Here is a 19,249-nt window from a genome sequence, read left to right as displayed (position 1 = left end):
CGATGAGCTATACTATTGCCTTAGCAGGTAACCCGAACAGCGGGAAAACCACACTGTTTAATGCTCTCACCGGATCTCATCAATATGTGGGTAATTGGCCCGGTGTGACTGTCGAAAAAAAGACCGGCGAATATAAAAAAGACACCAGTATCTTTTTCACTGACTTGCCGGGGATCTATTCTCTGTCACCCTATACCTTGGAAGAAGTGGTGTCGAGAGATTATCTGTTAAATGAGAAGCCTGATGCGATTATCAATGTGGTGGATGCATCCAACATTGAGCGGAATTTATATCTCACCACACAGTTGTTGGAGCTGGGTATTCCAACAGTCCTTGCACTGAATATGATGGATGTGGTGCGAAAAAATAAAGACCGCATTGATGTAGCGAAACTGGAGCGGGATTTAGGCTGCAAAATTGTCGAGATATCCGCCCTTAAGAATGAAAACATCGATACTTTGGTGAATGAGGCTGTACGTTTGTCTCAAAAGCCCGCACAACTGTCCTTTTCAGAAGGCGTGGAGAACTTCCTATCCGAGATTGAGACGATGGTGCCTGGTCTAAAGTCGAATCCGGCAAACCGATTTTTAGTGGTGAAACTTTTTGAGCTGGATAGTAAGATTATGGATCACTATCAGCTGGACAAAGGGGAACGGGAGAAACTTCAAGCCATTGCGGATCGTGCCGACGCCATGTATGACGATGATACGGAAGGTATTATTACTGATGAGCGCTATACCAACATCACGGCTATCGTAGGTGGCGCGGTTAAGAAAGGTCAAACTGGACTCAGCACGTCGGATAAAATTGATAAGATCGTGACGAACCGTTTTTTGGCGCTGCCTATTTTTATCGCCATTATGACCTGCATTTACTACATTGCCATCGGGGTTGTCGGCGGCCCGGTCACAGATTGGGTGAACGACTCCCTATTTGGCGGTGTCATCTCTGAATCGGCAACGGCATTTCTTGAAGGAATGGCTGTGGCGCCGTGGCTGGTATCTCTCATTGTGGACGGTATCATCGGCGGGGTCGGCGGGGTCCTAGGTTTTCTGCCTATTATTGCCACCCTCTTTTTACTCATTTCCATTCTGGAAGATGTGGGATATATGGCGCGGATTGCGTTTATTCTGGATAAAATTTTCCGTCGTTTCGGTCTGTCCGGGAAGAGTTTTATTCCTATTCTTATCGGTACAGGGTGTTCTGTACCCGGGATTATCGGGACGCGTACGATTGAAAATGACAACGACCGTCGTATGACCATTGCTGTTGCGGCATTTATGCCATGTGGGGCAAAGACGGAAATCATCGCCATGTTTGCAGCTGTTCTCGGCGGCGCCTTTTGGTACGGGCCGCTGTGGTACTTCGGCGGCATTGTTGCGGTCATTATCACCGGCATTATGCTGAAAAAGACGAAGCGATTCCACGGCGATCCGGCACCTTTTGTCATGGAGCTGCCGCAGTACCACTTCCCGTCCATTGTGAACTGTTTAAAGGCGACGTGGACACGTTGTAAAGCTTTTATCGTCAAAGCTGGGACGGTGATTCTTCTGTGTACCGTAGCCATTTGGGTCCTTCAAAATATTTCTGTGCACGGTGAGTTTGTCAGCTGGGAATCGGATTCTGTCGATTCACTGCTCTCCTTTATCGGCAAGAAGATCGCGTGGATCTTTGCGCCCCTTGGCTTTGGCGAATGGAAAGCGGCTGTGGCCACGGTCCTTGGCCTGGTAGCTAAAGAGGTCGTAGTGGGAACCTATGGCGTGGTAGCCGGTCTCGGTGAAGTGGGGGCGGACGACCCGGGTCTTGTACCGCTCATCCAACAAAACTTCAACACGGTGTCCATTTTAGCTTTTATGTTCTTCAACCAGCTCACCATTCCCTGCTTTGCAGCGATGGGAGCCATTCGCTCCGAAATGAACGACAATAAGTGGTTCCTCTTTACTGTCGGTTATCAAATTGCGTTTTCTTACACGATAGCGCTGATGATTTATCAGTTCGGACGCGTTTTGGTCTTGAACCAGCCGGCTACGGTGTGGACGGGGATTGCCTTTGTCATTCTCATCGGCTATATCTACTTTTTGTTCAGACCGAACAAGTACAAAGATTTACGCACGGTTCAAGTGCGTTCAGTAAAGGAGTAAATTATGGGAACGCTTATTGTCGGCGCTGTTGTGGTCATTGCCCTCGGCCTTGCGCTTCGACATCTCATGAAACACAAATCCACCTGCAACTGCGGTGAATGCAGCGGCCATTGTCACATGCATGAACAGCATTAAACTCAAACCTCGAGAGTCTCAGAGCCTCGAGGTTTTTTGCAGTTAGGGGAGAAATGAGTCAGGTTTACAAGTTATGGCTTTTTTAATATAATCAAAGAACTAAGGGGGATTTTTATGGATAAAGTTAGAGTACGTTTTGCGCCAAGTCCAACAGGCTGGCTGCACATTGGCGGCTTGAGAACAGCCCTATACAATTACCTATACGCTAAAAAAAATGGCGGCGCGTTTATTTTGCGCATTGAGGACACGGACCAGACACGGTTTGTGGACGGGGCTATTGAAAATCTGATTGACGCCTTGGAGTGGGCCGGGATCGGTCACGATGAGGGTGTTATTCTGGAAGATGGCAAGGTGTCGGAACGCGGTGAGTGCGGTCCGTACATTCAGTCGAAGCGTCTGGACATCTATAAAAAATATGTGGATGAACTTATCGAAAAAGGCCATGCCTACTACTGCTTCTGTTCCAAAGAGCGCTTAGATCAAGTGCGTGAAGAACAACGCATCAAGGGCAAAGTGCCGAAGTATGACGGGTTCTGTCGGGATATACCTCTTGAAGAAGCAAAAGCTCGTGTCGCCGCAGGCGAAGAGTATGTTGTGCGCTTGAAGCTCCCTAGAAATACCGACATTTCTTTCGATGATGCCGTGCGAGGCCGGGTGACGATTAACTCGGATGAAATTGATGATCAGGTGTTGATGAAGTCCGACGGTTTCCCAACGTATCACATGGCGGTGGTAGTGGACGATCACCTTATGGGCATTACACACGTCGTCCGTGGCGAAGAGTGGCTGCCGTCGACGCCGAAGCATGTGTACCTGTATGAATCGCTCGGTTGGGAAGCACCGAAGTTTGTTCATCTCCCAACGGTGCTTAATAAAGACCATAAAAAATTATCCAAACGTCAAGGCGACGTGGCGGTGGGCGATTTCAGAAAGAAAGGCTACCTGCCTGAGGGCCTCATCAATTATCTCGCTCTGGTTGGATGGAGCCCTGAAGATGGTGAAGAAATCCTGAGTCTTGAAGACATGGCTGACAAATTCTCCTTTGAGCGTGTCGGTAAGAGCGGCGGGGTTTTTGATGTGGAAAAACTGAACTGGGTCAATGCTCAGTGGATCAAGACCTACAGCACTGAAGCCATTGCCGAGATGTGCGTACCGTATATGGAAGAGGCCGGTCTTATGACTGAAGCTCAAATGCGGGACAACTGGGACTGGTACGTACTTCTCATTGACACAGTCAAAGACTCCCTCAGTTACCTCAGCGAAGTGACAAGTAAAGTGGACTTCCTTTTTGGTGACTTGGACATTACCGAAGACGATGCCAAGGCTGAGCTTGCCGGTGAACAGGTACCTGAGCTTATCGAAGCTTTTGAAGCGCAGCTGCACAGTGTCGATGCTGTGGATCGGGATTTTGCCAACAGTGTGATGAAAACCGTTCAAAAAGCCACAGGCATTAAAGGCAAACAACTTTTCATGCCGGTACGAGCGGCCATCTCAGGCAACGTCCACGGCCCGGAACTGAAAAATATTATCTATCTCTTGGGAAAAGATCAGCTTTTGAAGCGCTTGGATGAAGCGAAAGCTTTTCGCAAGTGAGCTAATCCATAGAAGAATAAGAGGTCCGAGAGGCCTCTTTTTTATATGCAAAGCGACAGCGAGACGACATGGGAAGATATATAAATAACTGTTCATATAATCCGGTTTTTGAATAAAGCACTCCATGTCCTTGTTTTGTAACTCTTGTTGATAAAGTGGCAAAAAAACTTGGGAGAAATCCTACCTTTCTTTACTGGTTTGTTATCGAATTCTTCGAGGGAGGATAGTATACTGGTCACATCACCATAAAGGAGGTCATTATGAAAAAACACTCAATAACTATGACAGGTTTGCTGTCTCTTGTGCTTATTCCGGCACTGGCAGTACCAACTTTTGCGGCGCAGATGAAGGCGCCTGAGATGAACAATACAGTTGTGGATACGGCGGCGGATCCGGCGGCAACAGCCTCGGATAAAAAGGCTATGGATAAGGTTACTGCCAACGAGGATAAAGGGGCACTTACAGCTGAAGCACCCTTTGTGCTTGACGGCATGGCATATCTTAAAGACAAAGATTTGCTAAAAGGAGTGACTACAGAAGCGAATCAACCGATGACGCGTCTGGATGTGGTCAAGATTATTGCCAACTATGAAAAGGCAGCTTATGATAAAGACAACAAGTTCAGCGATGTGAACGAAGATGCTATGGTGGCGGTTAACTGGGCTGCGATGAACAATATCGTCAAAGGTTATGAAGACGGCACATTTAAAGGCAGTGACACACTCACCCGTGAGCAATTCGCCGTACTGATGCACCGGTATCTCTTCGGCTACAAGGCATTTAAGCCGGCATCCCTCGGGGGACTGAAGGACAAAGAGGTCAAAGATATAAAGGCTGTGTCCCCATGGGCGCAAGAAAGTGCTACCTTGATGTTGGAAGCTGGATTTATGCACGTGGACGATCAAGGTATGTTTATGCCTCAGGCAGCCCTTACCTTGTCTGAAGCAGCCGATGTCCTTGCTGAGAGCTTTCACCTTTTTGATCCAGTAGATGCCAAAGCGCCTCAAAAGGCAGTTGCGCCAAAAGTGGAAGCAAAGAGCGACGTGAAAGAGACGGATAAAGGGGACGTAAAAAAGGACATGCCAGTTGACGCTCCGGCAGATAAGAAAGTTGAAACTCCTACAGAAGCCAAGTGAGCTGAACGGATTTAAGATAAAAGAGCCGAAAGGCTCTTTTTTGATTGGATGTGCAAACTCTCAAGAAAAGAGAGGGCAGGCGGAAGTGTACTTTTTTATTGACGTAAAGTATGGTAAACTACTAGGTGAAATCAACTATAAGAAAAGTATTGAACTTAAAAAATCATTGGAGGTAAACATGGCAAACGTAGCAATTATGGGATTTGGACGTATTGGACGTGACGTACTCAGAGGATGGGCGCTTCGTGATGACAAGAGCTTCACCATCACTCACATCGCAGACCTTAAAGCGACTGAGCACATTGTAGATCACGCGCACCTTTTCCAATACGACTCAATCTATCGCAAGTTTCCCGGCGAGGTAACTGTCGAAGCAGACGGCTTCACCGTGAACGGTCATAAAATCACCGTCCTTGACGGCAAGATGCCAAATGAGATGAATTGGGGCGAGTTGGGTGTTGACATTGTCATTGAATCCACCGGAGCTTTCACCGCTTACGATAAGGCCAAAGGTCATATTGAAGCCGGCGCAAAAAAAGTTATTATTTCCGCACCGGCTAAAGGGGACGAAGTTAAAACCATCGTAATGGGTGTGAATGACAGCGAATACGACGCGGCACAACACGATGTCATCTCCAATGCATCCTGTACCACCAACTGCCTTGCGCCGGTAACCAAAGTTATTTTGGAAAACTTCGGTATCGAACGAGGTATTATGACCACGGTCCATGCGTATACCAACGACCAGAAGATTCATGACGCGCTCCACAAGGATATGCGCCGCGCACGCGCCGGAGCTGAAAATATTATTCCGACCACAACCGGTGCAGCTCAAGCTGTAGGTAAAGTTATTCCTGAAGTCAACGGCATCTTAACAGGTATGGCTATGCGTGTGCCCGTTCCGACAGGTTCCGTCGTGGATGTTACTTTTGAAGTATCGCAAGATGTCACGGTTGAAGCGATCAACGCGGCAATGAAAAAAGCATCTGAAAATGAACTTAAAGGTATTCTGGCTTATTCCGAAGATGATATTGTCTCCTCTGACATTATCGGAGATACCCACTCTTCCATCTTTGATGCGCAGCTGACCATCGTCAAAGATCGTTTGGTGAAACTCATCTCTTGGTACGACAATGAGTGGGGTTACTCACAACGTGTAGTTGACCTTACTGACAAAGTGAGCAGTTCATTAAAGTAAAAGAGAACTTATGGCGGGAGCTTTTGCTTTCGCCTCTTTTTTTGGAGGGAAAATGAAACGAACGATTAACGATCTCGATCTCAAAGGTAAACGGGCGCTGATTCGTGTAGACTATAACGTCCCGATGAACGACGGCCATATTGAAAGCGATGCTCGGATTGTGGCGAGTCTGCCTACGATTCAAAAGGCTTTGGACGGCGGCGCCGCTGTGGTACTTATGTCCCACTTGGGAAGACCCAAAGGCAAAGCCAACCCGCAGTTCAGTTTAGAGCCGGTTGCCGAGCACTTGGCCACCCTTTTGAATAGACCCGTGCAGTTTATTGCGAGTGATACCGTGGTCTCAGACGATGTGGTTGCAGCTGTAGCAACTATGAAGCCGGGGGATGTGGCACTGTTGGAGAACACTCGGTTTAATCCCGGGGAAGAAGCGTGTGATGAAGCTTTTTCTAAAGACCTTGCCCAATTGGGTGACGTGTTTATTAACGACGCCTTCGGTACCTCGCACCGCGCCCATGCTTCCAATGTGGGTGTGTCACGTTATCTCCCTTCAGCCCTCGGGCTTTTGGTAGACAAAGAAGTCGCGTATATCGGCGACGCCACGGAACATCCGAAACGGCCGTTTGTTGCCATCCTCGGCGGCGCGAAAGTCTCGGATAAAATCGGCGTCATCGACCATCTTCTGGATAAAGTGGACAGTATTGTCATCGTGGGAGCTATGGCGAACACCTTTATTAAGGCAGAAGGCTATGAAGTGGGTAAAAGTCTGGTAGAAGATGATAAATTAGACCTTGCCCGGAGCTTGATGACAAAGGCGAAGGACAAAGGGGTCGGTATGCTTTTGCCGGAAGACTTTGTGGTGGCTGCTGATATGAAAGCCGACGCACCGACAGAGACGGTGGATCGCGACAGTATTCCACAGGATAAGGCGGCTTTTGATATTGGAGAAAAGTCTATTGAGGCCATTAAAGCGCTTCTTACTACGGCGAAAACCGTAGTGTGGAACGGACCTGCCGGCGTATTTGAAATGGACAACTTTTCTAAGGGAACCATGGCTATTGCCCATGCCCTTGCAGAATTGGAAGATGCCATTACTATTGTAGGAGGCGGCGACTCCCTTGCAGCTATTGAAAAGAGCGGCTTGGAGTCACACATCACCCACGTTTCCACCGGAGGCGGCACAAGCTTGGAAATGTTGGAAGGAAAAAGCTTACCGGGCATAGATGCTATCGAGGAGGCATAATGAAACTACTCATTGCAGGAAACTGGAAAATGAATCTCTCTGTGACGGACACAGAGGCAATGTTAAGCGAACTGAAAAACAAAACACGCTCTGACGATGTGGACAGCCTGATTATTCCGCCGTTCACCTCACTGGATGCCGCGAGAAAACTGCTGGACGGGACAGGTATTGCCCTGGGCGCGCAAAATTTAAGCCATGAAGACGACGGCGCCTTCACCGGGGAAATCTCCGCCGATATGCTGCTTGATCTCGGTGTTAGCCATGTCCTTGTGGGTCATTCGGAGCGTCGTGAATACCAAAAGGAAACGGACGCGCTTTTGAATCTGAAAGTCAAAAAAGCTGTTGCCAAAGGCTTGATTCCTATCCTTTGTGTGGGAGAGAAGAAGGCCGATAGAGACAGCGGTGAACACGAGAGCGTGGTGGGCAATCAACTTAAGAAGGGTCTTGAGGGGGTGCACACTACGGACATTATCGTGGCCTATGAACCGACGTGGGCCATCGGAACCGGTGATGTGTGCAAGCCTGATGATGCGCAAGCGATGGCGGCGTTTATTAAAGGCGAACTCAAGGATCTGTTAGGCACGGATGCCGTGCGTGTGCTCTATGGCGGCTCGGTGAAACCGTCCAACGTGAAAGAACTCATGGCCCAACCTTCTATTGATGGTGCCCTTGTTGGAGGTGCCAGCTTAAAAGCTGATGACTTTGCAGCACTGATCAATTTAGGAGAAGTACAATGAAACCGGTCATGCTTATTGTCCTGGACGGATTCGGTATGGCCAAGGCGGGAGAGGGCAATGCCGTATCTCTTGCCAATATGCCGGTCTTAGACAGTTTGGGAGCGCCGAAAGCTCAGCTTCTTGCCTCAGGCGAGGCGGTGGGATTGCCGGCGGGTCAAATGGGCAACAGTGAAGTCGGCCATTTGAACATTGGGGCCGGCCGCGTGATGTTCCAGGATCTGTCGCGAATCAATCAGGAGATTCAAAGCGGTGCTTTCTTTGAAAATCCCATGCTGAATAGCGCTGTGGCGCACGCTATAGATAATGACAAAGCACTTCATCTTGTGGGATTGGTTTCGCACGGCGGTGTCCACTCCCATATGGATCACCTGAAAGCCATGTTGCAATTGGCCCATGATAAAGGGGTATCGAAGGTCTACGTCCATGCGATTTTAGACGGCAGAGACGTAGCCATTGACAGCGGGATCAAAGATCTGGCAGAACTGGAAAACTATATGCATGAGTTGGGCACCGGCGTCATTGCCACCGTAGGCGGTCGGTATTATGCCATGGATCGGGATAAGCGCTGGGAACGTACACTGCGTTATTACAAACTGCTCACCCGTGGCGAGGGTTTGAGCTATCCATCGGTTCGTGATTTGGTTCAGCAAAGCTACGATAAAGACATTTATGACGAGTTTGTCCTTCCTGCCAAGGTGGAAGATGTCGCCATTGAAGACGGAGACAGCGTGGTATTCTTCAACTTCCGTCCGGATCGGATGCGTCAAATTGTGCGTCTGCTTACCGAGCCGGAAGTGGATGTGGAGCGAGGCGTCTTTCCGCTGATCTACGCGTACACGATGACCGGCTATGACGATACCTTCACACAAACCAATATTATTTATGATAAATTTCAACCGACTAATACTATTGGAGAAGTGTTGGCGGCTCACGGCAAACATCAACTGCGCATTGCCGAGACCGAAAAGTATGCTCATGTGACCTTTTTCTTAAACGGCGGACGAGAAGAACCGTATCCCGGTGAGGACCGTATTCTCGTGCCGTCGCCGAAGGTGGCCACATACGATTTGAAGCCGGAAATGAGCGCTGAAGAACTGACGGAGAAGCTTGTGCCCGTCCTGGGGGACTATGACTTCATCATGCTCAACTTTGCCAATCCGGATATGGTAGGGCACACCGGTGTAATTCCGGCGGCAGTCAAAGCACTGGAGACCGTGGACACCTGCCTTGGAGAAATTCTTAAAGAACTGAAAATGCTTGGCGGCGTCGCCTTGATCACGGCAGATCACGGCAACTGTGAGCGGATGATGGACGAGAACGGCGAACCCGTCACCAGCCACACCACCAATCCTGTGCCATTGTATATGGTCGGGGATTCACGGGGGTTAAAAGATGGTGCGCTCTGCGATTTAGCACCTACCGTATTGGATTTAATGGACGTTGAACAGCCGTATGAAATGACAGGCCAAAGCCTATTGGAGGATTAAATGAGTTTTATTGCTAATGTATATGCTCGTGAAGTATTGGACTCTCGAGGTAATCCCACTGTAGAAGTGGAAATTCAAACTGAAGCCGGAGGTTTCGGAAGGGCCATCGTGCCGAGCGGTGCATCCACCGGTGCCTATGAAGCGGTGGAACTTCGCGATGGGGGTAGCCGCTATCAGGGAAAAGGCGTCGAAAAAGCCGTGGATAATGTCAACGACTTAAACGATGATTTGATGTACTTTGACGCCTTAGATCAGCTGGCCTTGGACGAGTTTCTCATCCGCAAAGACGGTACGGATAACAAGAAAAAACTGGGTGCCAATGCGATTCTCGGCATTTCTCTTGCGGCTGCTCGAGCCGCCGCTGACGAGCTGGGATTACCTCTCTATCAATACCTGGGCGGGGTAAATGCCAAAACGCTCCCGGTACCGATGATGAATATCTTAAACGGCGGCGAGCACGCCGATAACAATGTGGACATTCAGGAATTTATGATTATGCCTGTAGGCGCCGCATCGTTTAAAGACGCGCTTGAAATGGGGGCGAACGTCTATCACACTTTGAAATCTGTTCTAAAAGAGCGGGGATTGTCCACCGGCGTCGGTGACGAAGGTGGTTTTGCGCCGAACCTAACTTCGAATGCTGAAGCTTTGGATGTCATTGTGACGGCTATTGAAAAGGCAGGCTATAAACCGGGTTCCGACATCGTCCTTGCCCTGGATGTGGCAGCATCTGAGCTCTATGAGAACGGCGTCTATAACCTCAAAGGCGAAGGTAAGACGATGACCAGTGATGAGATGATTGCTTACTACGAAGTCCTTACCAACACCTATCCTATTCTGTCCATTGAAGACGGTTTGGATGAAGATGATTGGGAAGGCTGGAAAAAACTTACCGAAACGTTGGGCGACAGGGTTCAATTAGTGGGAGACGACCTCTTTGTCACCAATACGAAACGACTGCGCCGTGGGATTGACGAGGGCGTAGGCAATGCCATTCTCATCAAATTCAATCAAATTGGATCGCTGTCTGAAACATTGGATGCCATTGAACTGGCAAAACGTCACAATATGACAGCGCTCATTTCTCACCGCTCCGGTGAAACGGAAGATGCCACCATCGGCGACCTTGCTGTGGCTACCAATGCGGGCTTTATCAAAACCGGAGCGCCGGCTCGCTCGGAACGTGTGGCAAAGTACAACCAACTGCTTAGAATTGAAGATCAGTTGGGCAGCACTGCCCGCTATGCCGGTTGGGCCGGGTTCTACAACTTGAAGTTGAATCGATAGTTACCGATGAAAATTATACTCATACGACACGGCATCGCCGACGTTTTTGCTGACACGGACATGGAGCGGCACCTCACCACTGAAGGGCGCATTCGCCTGAATGCCGCATTCACGGATTTTGTGGCGACGACGGAGCTTAAAGACTTTACCCTCTATGCGTCGCCGGCGGCTCGCACGATGGAAACGGCTGAACTGCTCTCGGAAAAAACCGGCCTTGCCGTTCATGTGGTGGAGAGTCTCTATGATACGTCGTATACGGATTTTATTGCGAGTTTGACAAAAAACAGCATCATTGTAGGGCATGAGCCTTACCTCTCCGATGCACTCTATAAGCTCGGAGGAATCCGCACCACAGTATCACGAGGGACGATTCACGTCATGGAGGTATAGATGGATTTTAAAAGAATGATCGATGAACGGAACCGTAGCGGGTTTATTGACCTTTGCGACATTCGTGTGACGGAGGCAAGGGAAGGCTATGCCAAGACGCAGGTGACCATCGCGCCCATGCATATCAATCCTTTCGGCATCGGCCACGGCGGACTCACCTTCACCCTTGCCGATATCACCGCAGGGACTGCGGCGAATTCTTATGGCAACAAGGCGGCCACCTTGGACAGTACCATCAATTTCTTTAAACCGGCGAAGCTTGGGGATGTGCTCACCGGCGAAGCGACGATGCTAAATAGCGGCCGCACGGTTAAAGTGGTGGATGTCACCATTACCAATCAGGACGGCGTCCTCGTTGCCAAAGGTACCTTCACCTATTATGATTTGGGATTGCCGCTGTTTGATGACGAGAAATAAAAAAGAGCTTGCCGTGAGGTGAGCTCTTTTTTGCGTGGTGTGAATATAAGATCTTATCTTTTCTCGGGAGGCAGTGTGTCGGTGCATTAGACTATCGTACAAGACGAGAGAACGTCTGAGCCCGCGCGCCGGTGTATTGAAGGGCAATGCGGTCTTCGGGATGACGATCCACCAGATAGAGGACGATGACAAAGCACCACTCCAACGGCTTCATCAAAAGCCAAATGAGATCTGCCATCCATGGGGAGCGGATCCATCGTGCCAGGGGAAAGCCATAGGTGTCATAGACGTTTCGAATGAGATGATGGAGCTTTGGTGTCTTCTCTTCAAGAATCTGTTCAAAGGCATTGGCGATGAGCAGTTGTCGGTTCACTGTGACGGGATGGCCGTGGCGCACACCGCGGCGAAGCGGTTTTACTACGTTGCGATGGCCGCCGGCCGCCACGGTACAGAGGTAGTGCTCGTCGTAATAGATGTTTTGAGGGGACACTTTTTGTGACAGGTTCCACTCGCTTGTCTCGGTGAAGGCTTTAATGAGGATATCCGGGGCCTGGCCAAAGAGTATTAAAACGCCAACAAAGACGGCGAGGAGGGGGAGAGTAAAGAGGAGCGCCCACACCGGCCATGTCTTGGCGTTATTCAGCGTGCAGTTGAGTGTGTTTAAAAGCGGCAGACGGTCAATTTTACTTCTGCGATGAGGATCGGGATGATAAGTTTTGACACGGAGCAGGATCGTTCGAGTACCCATGGCAAGGATCACCGCACCGGGCAGGACCAACATGATATTGAGGGGATTGCTGAGTTCGGTGATGTGAACCGTCCAGATTGCCGTCCAACCCATGCCGATATAGATGCAAGCGATAGACAGGACGGCGACAAGAGGCGGCAGGTGGTTGACGTCCTTGAAATACAAGAGAGCAAAGCCTCCCAAACACAGCAGTATAAGCAGATACGTGGGAAACTGTGCGGCGGTGAAGAGAGGGGTATGTATGGCGTTGTTGGTCAGGACTTCCTGCCAATCGGCTTGGAAGTTGACGTCGCGAACGATGAAGAAAAGTCCTTCATAGCACAAAGCGAGACCGAGCGTCCAGACGTCGAAATATTTTTTGTGAGAAGCCGGTGCTTCAGGGGACTTGTCCTTGGCGACTGTGAGCAGAAGGTAGAACTGATACACCGTCAGGACGACAGGATAGATGACAAAAGCGGCCCAAAAGGGGGTCAAAATGATGACAGAGCCCACATCATCCCAAAGATCGGGAGGTTTGCCGATGCGTTTTAACAGCGTGTAGCCGCTTAGCATCAGGAAGGCGATACCTAGAGAGAGAAGTATTTGAAAGAGGTAGGGATGTGCGGTGTGAAATTTTTCTTTTGCTTTAGTCAAAGTATCACGTCCTTTACCGGGAATATTTTAACATCGGGTATTTTGTTCATTATACTATATCCTTTGGCGGCAAAGAGCGGGTAAGACGAAAGATGGATGAATCTTAACTCAAACTAAAACATTTTTTATACAACTGAAGCGGTGTAAATTTTACCCAAACGCCACAAACTGTGATACTATATCCCAAGAAATTATAAACTTAGACGAAAGGAAGAAAACGCACATATGGATTTTTTGACACAAGGTATTTCTCTGATCACATGGCGTGAGCTGGTTATGTACGGGGTCGGGGTGCTTTTAATTTACCTCGCTATAGAAAAGGAATTTGAACCGGCACTGCTTTTACCTATGGGATTTGGGGCGATTTTGGTAAACTTGCCGCTCTCTGGAGCTATCAACCAAACCATGGCAGGGATCGGTGAAGTTACAGGGATTGTAGAGTGGATGTTTGACTTGGGCATTGAAGCCGCTGAAGCGCTGCCGCTGCTTCTCTTTATCGGTATCGGTGCCATGATCGACTTCGGACCGCTCCTTTCCATGCCGAAGATGTTTCTCTTCGGAGCTGCGGCACAGTTCGGTATTTTCTTTGCCCTCTCTTTGGCGACACTCTTAGGCTTTGATCTTAGAGATGCGGCATCCATCGGCATTATCGGTGCGGCAGACGGTCCGACTTCCATTTTGGTCTCTCAAGTTTTAGGATCGAAGTACGTCGGTGCCATTGCTGTGGCGGCGTACTCCTATATGGCCCTCGTGCCTATTGTGCAGCCTATGGCGATCAAGCTGGTCACCACAAAGAAAGAGCGAAGCATTCGGATGCACTACAATCCGACAGGTGTCTCCAAGAAAGCACGGATTGCCTTTCCGATTGTGGTCACTGTCATTGCAGGGTTGGTGGCGCCGATGTCCGTCTCCCTGGTCGGCTTTTTGATGTTCGGCAACCTCATTCGTGAATGCGGCGTCTTGGACAACTTGACCAAGACCGCAAGCAATGAACTGGCTAATCTGATTACCCTTCTCTTAGGGATCACCATTTCCTTCAGTATGCGGGCGGATGAGTTTGTCAGCGTCAACACATTGCTCATCATGGCTATCGGTCTGATTGCATTTGTCTTTGACACCATTGGCGGGGTGGTCTTTGCCAAGATTTTGAATCTCTTTTCTAAGAACAAGATCAATCCGATGATCGGTGCGGCAGGTATTTCCGCATTCCCTATGTCCGCCCGTGTGGTTCAAAAGATGGGACTTAAAGAAGATCCGAAAAACCATCTGCTCATGTTTGCCGTTGGGGCCAACGTCTCCGGTCAAATTGGTTCAGTGGTTGCCGGCGGCGTCATCTTAAGTCTTGTGCAACAGTTCTTATAAGGAGGGGCTATGAATCCGAATTTTATTATCTCACTTGAAATTATGGGCCAAGGTATGCTTGCCATCTTCGTGGTCCTGGGTCTGCTTTCCATTATCGTCACCGTGTTTGGAAAAATGTTTAAATAATGTCATCGAACGCTCACTGAGGTGGGCGTTTTTTCATGGGCGAAATAGTAAAACGTGTTTAAGTTAGCGGAGCTTTTTGATACAATCAACATATGAAAACATCTTATATTTTAATGGTGGTAACCATTCTCTCGAAGCTCTTCGGGCTCTTAAGGGAAAAAGCTTTGGCCTATTTCTTCGGGACCGGCGCTGTGGCCTCAGCCTTTCTCGTGGCCTTTCAAGTGCCTATGACCTTCACCAACATCATCTCAGGGGCGACAGCCAATGGTTACATTCCCGTTTACAACGACATTGAACAGCGGTCTTCCACGGCATCTGCCAACGACTTTACCGCCAACCTGTCCAATTTAATATGCCTCATTGCCTTTGTCATCTCCGTCCTCGGCATTGTCTTTGCGACGCCGATTGTCAAGCTGATGGCTTTCGGCTTTGACAAGGCGACCCTTGAACTTGCTGTCTTTATGACTCGGGTGGCATTTTTGAGCGTGGCGGCGACGACGGTGTTCTCCGTGTTTAAAGCGTACCTACAGATTAAAGAGCACTTTGTCATCTCCATTGCCCATGCGATTGTGATGAACCTTATTATCATTGCAGCGATGGCATTGTCGAAAGCCATGGGCACAACCACGTTGGCCGTCGGTATTTTAGCGGCCTTCATCTTTCAGTATGTCATTTTTCTGCCCTATATACATAAGACGGGGTATCGCCATCGCTTTACCCTCTCGGCTTCAGATCCTCATGTGAAACAGATGCTTAAAATCATCGTGCCGGTATTAATTTCCACATCGGTGATTGAGCTGAATTTCATCATCTCCAAATCTTTGGCGAGTGTGCTCTTTGAAGGGGCGATGGCATCGTTGAACTACGCCTACAAACTTCAAGGTTTTGTCACCGGGATTGTCGTCACCTCCATTGTCACAGCCACCTATCCCGCCATGGCAAAGCTCGGCGCGGCGGGGGATCGACGCGGCCTTAAGGCGGCGTTGAGTTCCGCCCTCGGGACGATGGCACTTTTAGTTATACCGGCAAGCGTCGGACTGTTTATCTTTTCCGATGCCATTGTGAATCTGCTCTTTGTCGGCGGTGCATTTACCACTGACGACGCCGCAGTGACCTCTCTGGTACTGAAGTTCTATGCCATCGGCATTATCGGCATCGGCATTCGGGAGATTCTCTCTCGTGCCTACTATGCCATTATGGATACGCGTGTCCCTATGGTGAACTCGGCAGTGATTGTGGGGGTTAATGTGGTGCTCAGTCTTCTTCTTATGCGTTTTGCCGGCATTCGCGGCATCGCATTTGCCACGTCACTCTCGTTTATCTTCGGCGCGCTCATCATGTGGGTGAGCCTGGTAAAACGCATCGGCGGGTTTTTAACGCCGGCGCTGTTTAAGGACGGCTTAAAAATTATCGTCAGCACGGTACTCATGGCTGTGCTCTCGCGTTTGGTCTATACAGGCCTTTCAGGCGTGATCGACTACCGTGTGGCGCTCTTGTTGAGTATCGGCGTGGCCGGCGTGGTCTATGCCTTGAGCTGTCTTGTCCTTAGAGTCAGTGAGCTTCACGGCGTGATGATGAAGGTGCGCCAAAAACTGAAAAGATAATTCTTGAAATCGGATGCTTCGAAAGAAGCATCTTTTTTTATGCCGCAAAACAATGAGAAAACACTGTATAGCGCGCTATAAAAAATGTGTGGGAATTTTACCGCAATTTTATTCGAATTAAATCAAGATTTTTAAGAACGCCGCTATACTGAGTCGAGTAATAACAACGCGTGAGGTATATATGTCAACCATTGAATTTCAACATATTAAAAAGAAGTATGAGGGCAATGACACGTACTCGGTCTCCGATTTCAATCTGACCATCAACGATGGCGAATTTATTGTCTTTGTAGGACCGTCCGGCTGCGGCAAGTCTACCACCCTTCGCATGGTGGCGGGGCTCGAGGACATCTCCAAGGGGCAACTGATCATTGATGATGTGGTGATGAATGACGTCCATCCGAAAGATCGGGGCATTGCCATGGTCTTTCAAAACTATGCTCTCTTTCCCTTTTTAAATGTCTACGACAACATTGGATTCGGCTTAAAGATTCGCCATATGGATAAAGGCGAGCGGGATCGCCGTATCAAAGAGGCGGCGGAGCTCTTAGGTTTAAGTCCGTACCTGGACAAGAAACCGGGCGAGCTCTCAGGCGGTCAGTCACAGCGGGTAGCCCTCGGGCGAGCCATTGTCAATCAGGCCGGGATTTTTCTTATGGATGAACCGCTCTCGAACTTGGATGCCAAGCTTCGTGGCGCCATGAGAGAAGAGCTTGTGCGCTTGCACAATCAGGTGGGGGCGACCACCATCTATGTCACTCACGATCAAATTGAAGCCATGACTATGGCGGATCGCATTGTGATTTTGCGGGACGGTCATATTCAACAAATCGGCACACCGGAGGATGTCTATCAAAATCCGGCGAACCTCTTTGTGGCAAGCTTTATCGGCACACCGCCGATGAATTTATTGCCTGGCTCAGTCCGAGACGGCAAGCTGTATGTCACAGATGACGTGATGGTGAGTGACGCGCCGGGGCTTGAGGGCTACAACGGTCAAGCCGTCATGGTAGGATTTCGTCCGGAAGCGGCAAAACTTACGGGTGAGGGCATTGAGTTTGTCGTGGAGATGGTCGAGCTTCTTGGCGCGGAGTATAACATTCACGGTACCCTTGGCGGAGCTCATGTGATTGTACGCGCCGATGCGGGAACCTGTCGGTATCGGGCGGGAGATCATCTCAAGCTGGATTTGAAGGCAAAGGATCTGTTCTTCTTTGACCCGGACACGGGGCTGAGGTTGGAGGTGAACCGTGGGGTCTAATTTACGCAGTAGGCTGAGCTTGCCGCAATGGGCACTTTATATTGTCGTGCCGATGTTGCCGCTTATTATCTTTTGGTTTATTCCTTTGGTGGTGTCGGTCCTGATCAGCTTCACTAATTGGGATTATATTTCGCCTACCTATGACATTGTGGGTCTGAAAAACTACGGCGACATTCTCACCTCCGACACCTTTTTAAAATCTCTCGGGATCACAGTTCAGTTCGGATTGGGGACGGTACTGCCCACTCTTGTGATCGGATTTTTCCTGGCATATCTTTTAAATGACAAACTGGAGGGGAAGGCATGGTATCAGACGTTTATCTTCTCTCCGTGGATTACGCCGATGGTGGCCATGTCCATTGTGTGGTCGTGGATGTATCGTCCGGAAGGGTTTATCAACGTACTTCTTGGCGCAGTGGGCATTGATGTGGTGCCGTGGCTTACAGATTCGCGATGGGCATTACTTGCGGTGATGATTGTTACGGTTTGGAAGAATGCAGGTTATGCGATGATTTTTTATGCCGACGCTCTCTCGAAAATTCCCAAGTCACTCTATGAAGTCGGATTTTTGGAAGGCGCGAGTACGTGGCAAAAGATTCGATGCATTCTGCTGCCGATGGTAAAATCCACTACATTTTTTCTCATTATCGTCAATTTGATCAGCTCACTCCAGGCCTACGATCAGATTTCCGTCTTGACGCAAGGGGGACCGTCAGGCTCGACGCGAACCCTGCTCTATCTCTACTACCAAATGGCTTTTGAAGAGTTTAACATGGGAAGAGCCACGGCTCTCGCCGTGATTATGGTATTTATCACGGGACTCTTTGCCTTTGTGCTCTTTGCGATGAAGCGAAAAGGCGGTGTCAGATAATGGATACTACGCAATTACAAAATCACGCCGCAACAAAGCGGCTCAAGCAGAAGGATTCGGCAGTGGGCAAGTGGGCGCGACGAGTCGTGCTGGTTCTTGTGAGTATTCTCACCGTCTATCCTTTGGTGTGGATGCTGTCCAATTCGTTTAAGACGGCGAGCACCATCATTCACAGTCCGCTGAATCTCGTGCCGGAGATTTATAATTTCTCTAACTTTGGCAAGGCTCTGTCCATGGCACCTTTTGATCTGTACCTCTTCAACTCGGTGTTCACCGCCGTGGTGATTGTGGCGATACAGCTGGTATTCTCGGCGCTGTTGGCCTATGGACTCACTTTTTATACGTTTCCCAGCAAGAAGCTCCTCTTCGGGGCGATTATTGTCACCTATATGCTGCCGCCGGCGGCGACCTATGTGCCGGCTTATGTCATCTTGGCCAAGATGCAGCTTCTGGACACTTTGTCCGGGATTATCATTTCCAATTTGGCCAGCGTCTTCACTATTTTTCTTATGGTGCAGACTTTCTCAGGTATACCGAAAGAGCTTTTGGAGGCGGCAAAGCTGGAAGGTGCCACAGACACTCAAGTGCTCTTTAAAGTGGTCATACCTTTTGCCAAGTCCACCATGCTCACTGCAGGTCTTATTAACTTTGTGGGGATGTACAACAACTATATGTGGCCTTCCCTCATCACTACCAGTCAAAGCAAGATGCTCTTAAGCGTGGGGTTAAACACCTTCTTCACGTCTCGAGGCAACTTTGCCGAGAATTTACCGGGGCTTATGGCGGCCAATTCCATGGCGGTCATTCCTTTACTCGTATTGTTCGTCGTATTGCAAAAATGGTTTATTAAAGGGATTTCCAACAGTGGAATCAAAGGATAGGA

At 49.2% G+C, this 19,249-nt stretch carries 17 protein-coding genes; 16 read left to right on the top strand and 1 reads right to left on the bottom strand.

Annotation, left to right across the window (positions count from 1 at the left end; translation table 11 throughout):
• Window positions 1-2 precede the first annotated feature (2 nt).
• The 11 genes from feoB to O6R05_RS07370 all read left to right on the top strand — a co-directional run bounded on the left by feoB (window position 3) and on the right by O6R05_RS07370 (window position 11,761).
• Entirely contained in the window at window positions 3-2,141 is a 2,139-nt protein-coding gene (gene feoB, locus O6R05_RS07420; RefSeq protein WP_271191355.1) for a ferrous iron transport protein B, read from the top strand.
• Window positions 2,142-2,144: 3 nt separating this feature from the next.
• A complete protein-coding gene (locus O6R05_RS07415; RefSeq protein ID WP_271191354.1) occupies window positions 2,145-2,276 on the top strand; it encodes a FeoB-associated Cys-rich membrane protein in 132 nt (43 codons plus the stop codon).
• Between the two features lie 114 nt (window positions 2,277-2,390).
• Window positions 2,391-3,869: a glutamate--tRNA ligase gene (gltX, locus tag O6R05_RS07410; RefSeq protein WP_271191353.1), complete on the top strand. Its 1,479-nt coding sequence runs from the start codon at window positions 2,391-2,393 to the stop codon at window positions 3,867-3,869.
• Window positions 3,870-4,129: 260 nt separating this feature from the next.
• Window positions 4,130-5,005: an S-layer homology domain-containing protein gene (locus tag O6R05_RS07405; RefSeq protein ID WP_271191352.1), complete on the top strand. Its 876-nt coding sequence runs from the start codon at window positions 4,130-4,132 to the stop codon at window positions 5,003-5,005.
• Between the two features lie 178 nt (window positions 5,006-5,183).
• Window positions 5,184-6,203: a type I glyceraldehyde-3-phosphate dehydrogenase gene (gap, locus tag O6R05_RS07400; RefSeq protein WP_271191351.1), complete on the top strand. Its 1,020-nt coding sequence runs from the start codon at window positions 5,184-5,186 to the stop codon at window positions 6,201-6,203.
• Between the two features lie 52 nt (window positions 6,204-6,255).
• A complete protein-coding gene (locus O6R05_RS07395) occupies window positions 6,256-7,443 on the top strand; it encodes a phosphoglycerate kinase (protein ID WP_271191350.1) in 1,188 nt (395 codons plus the stop codon).
• Window positions 7,443-8,180, top strand: a complete 738-nt coding sequence (gene tpiA, locus O6R05_RS07390) for a triose-phosphate isomerase (protein WP_313791017.1) — start codon at window positions 7,443-7,445, stop codon at window positions 8,178-8,180. Before O6R05_RS07395 ends, tpiA begins: the two co-directional genes overlap by 1 nt.
• Entirely contained in the window at window positions 8,177-9,667 is a 1,491-nt protein-coding gene (gpmI, locus tag O6R05_RS07385; protein WP_271191349.1) for a 2,3-bisphosphoglycerate-independent phosphoglycerate mutase, read from the top strand. Before tpiA ends, gpmI begins: the two co-directional genes overlap by 4 nt.
• Window positions 9,668-10,954, top strand: a complete 1,287-nt coding sequence (gene eno / locus O6R05_RS07380) for a phosphopyruvate hydratase (protein ID WP_271191348.1) — start codon at window positions 9,668-9,670, stop codon at window positions 10,952-10,954.
• A gap of 6 nt (window positions 10,955-10,960) precedes the next feature.
• Window positions 10,961-11,344, top strand: coding sequence for a SixA phosphatase family protein (locus O6R05_RS07375; protein ID WP_271191347.1), 384 nt, complete (start codon window positions 10,961-10,963; stop codon window positions 11,342-11,344).
• Window positions 11,345-11,761, top strand: coding sequence for a PaaI family thioesterase (locus O6R05_RS07370; RefSeq protein WP_271191346.1), 417 nt, complete (start codon window positions 11,345-11,347; stop codon window positions 11,759-11,761).
• Window positions 11,762-11,852: 91 nt separating this feature from the next.
• Here O6R05_RS07370 and O6R05_RS07365 read toward each other — a convergent pair whose 3' ends face one another.
• Window positions 11,853-13,142: a DUF6688 domain-containing protein gene (locus O6R05_RS07365; RefSeq protein WP_271191345.1), complete on the bottom strand. Its 1,290-nt coding sequence runs from the start codon at window positions 13,140-13,142 to the stop codon at window positions 11,853-11,855.
• A 225-nt stretch (window positions 13,143-13,367) separates the two neighbouring features.
• Between O6R05_RS07365 and O6R05_RS07360 the strand changes: the two genes are divergently transcribed.
• From O6R05_RS07360 to O6R05_RS07340, 5 genes are all read left to right on the top strand, one after another.
• Window positions 13,368-14,504 carry a sodium ion-translocating decarboxylase subunit beta gene (locus tag O6R05_RS07360; protein WP_271191344.1) on the top strand — a complete coding sequence of 379 codons (1,137 nt, stop codon included), beginning with the start codon at window positions 13,368-13,370 and terminating at the stop codon, window positions 14,502-14,504.
• A gap of 218 nt (window positions 14,505-14,722) precedes the next feature.
• A complete protein-coding gene (murJ, locus tag O6R05_RS07355) occupies window positions 14,723-16,234 on the top strand; it encodes a murein biosynthesis integral membrane protein MurJ (RefSeq protein ID WP_271191343.1) in 1,512 nt (503 codons plus the stop codon).
• 181 nt (window positions 16,235-16,415) lie between these two features.
• Window positions 16,416-17,495, top strand: coding sequence for an ABC transporter ATP-binding protein (locus tag O6R05_RS07350; RefSeq protein ID WP_271191342.1), 1,080 nt, complete (start codon window positions 16,416-16,418; stop codon window positions 17,493-17,495).
• Window positions 17,485-18,366, top strand: a complete 882-nt coding sequence (locus O6R05_RS07345) for a carbohydrate ABC transporter permease (RefSeq protein WP_271191341.1) — start codon at window positions 17,485-17,487, stop codon at window positions 18,364-18,366. The genes O6R05_RS07350 and O6R05_RS07345 overlap by 11 nt, the downstream gene beginning before the upstream one ends.
• Window positions 18,366-19,247, top strand: a complete 882-nt coding sequence (locus O6R05_RS07340) for a carbohydrate ABC transporter permease (protein WP_271191340.1) — start codon at window positions 18,366-18,368, stop codon at window positions 19,245-19,247. Before O6R05_RS07345 ends, O6R05_RS07340 begins: the two co-directional genes overlap by 1 nt.
• Window positions 19,248-19,249: the final 2 nt, after the last annotated feature.

The sequence above is a fragment of the Peptoniphilus equinus genome (assembly GCF_027921445.1).
Lineage (GTDB): Bacteria > Bacillota > Clostridia > Tissierellales > Peptoniphilaceae > Peptoniphilus > Peptoniphilus equinus.
The sequence above is the reverse complement of the archived record's forward strand: the minus strand, read 5'-3'. Positions and strand labels throughout refer to the sequence as shown.

Excerpts from the sequence above, each read along its gene's own strand:
- feoB (WP_271191355.1), top strand. The coding sequence starts at position 3 with ATGAGCTATACTATTGCCTTAGCAGGTAACCCGAACAGCGGGAAAACC.
- O6R05_RS07415 (WP_271191354.1), top strand. The coding sequence starts at position 2,145 with ATGGGAACGCTTATTGTCGGCGCTGTTGTGGTCATTGCCCTCGGCCTT.
- gltX (WP_271191353.1), top strand. The coding sequence starts at position 2,391 with ATGGATAAAGTTAGAGTACGTTTTGCGCCAAGTCCAACAGGCTGGCTG.
- O6R05_RS07405 (WP_271191352.1), top strand. The coding sequence starts at position 4,130 with ATGAAAAAACACTCAATAACTATGACAGGTTTGCTGTCTCTTGTGCTT.
- gap (WP_271191351.1), top strand. The coding sequence starts at position 5,184 with ATGGCAAACGTAGCAATTATGGGATTTGGACGTATTGGACGTGACGTA.
- O6R05_RS07395 (WP_271191350.1), top strand. The coding sequence starts at position 6,256 with ATGAAACGAACGATTAACGATCTCGATCTCAAAGGTAAACGGGCGCTG.
- tpiA (WP_313791017.1), top strand. The coding sequence starts at position 7,443 with ATGAAACTACTCATTGCAGGAAACTGGAAAATGAATCTCTCTGTGACG.
- gpmI (WP_271191349.1), top strand. The coding sequence starts at position 8,177 with ATGAAACCGGTCATGCTTATTGTCCTGGACGGATTCGGTATGGCCAAG.
- eno (WP_271191348.1), top strand. The coding sequence starts at position 9,668 with ATGAGTTTTATTGCTAATGTATATGCTCGTGAAGTATTGGACTCTCGA.
- O6R05_RS07375 (WP_271191347.1), top strand. The coding sequence starts at position 10,961 with ATGAAAATTATACTCATACGACACGGCATCGCCGACGTTTTTGCTGAC.
- O6R05_RS07370 (WP_271191346.1), top strand. The coding sequence starts at position 11,345 with ATGGATTTTAAAAGAATGATCGATGAACGGAACCGTAGCGGGTTTATT.
- O6R05_RS07360 (WP_271191344.1), top strand. The coding sequence starts at position 13,368 with ATGGATTTTTTGACACAAGGTATTTCTCTGATCACATGGCGTGAGCTG.
- murJ (WP_271191343.1), top strand. The coding sequence starts at position 14,723 with ATGAAAACATCTTATATTTTAATGGTGGTAACCATTCTCTCGAAGCTC.
- O6R05_RS07350 (WP_271191342.1), top strand. The coding sequence starts at position 16,416 with ATGTCAACCATTGAATTTCAACATATTAAAAAGAAGTATGAGGGCAAT.
- O6R05_RS07340 (WP_271191340.1), top strand. The coding sequence starts at position 18,366 with ATGGATACTACGCAATTACAAAATCACGCCGCAACAAAGCGGCTCAAG.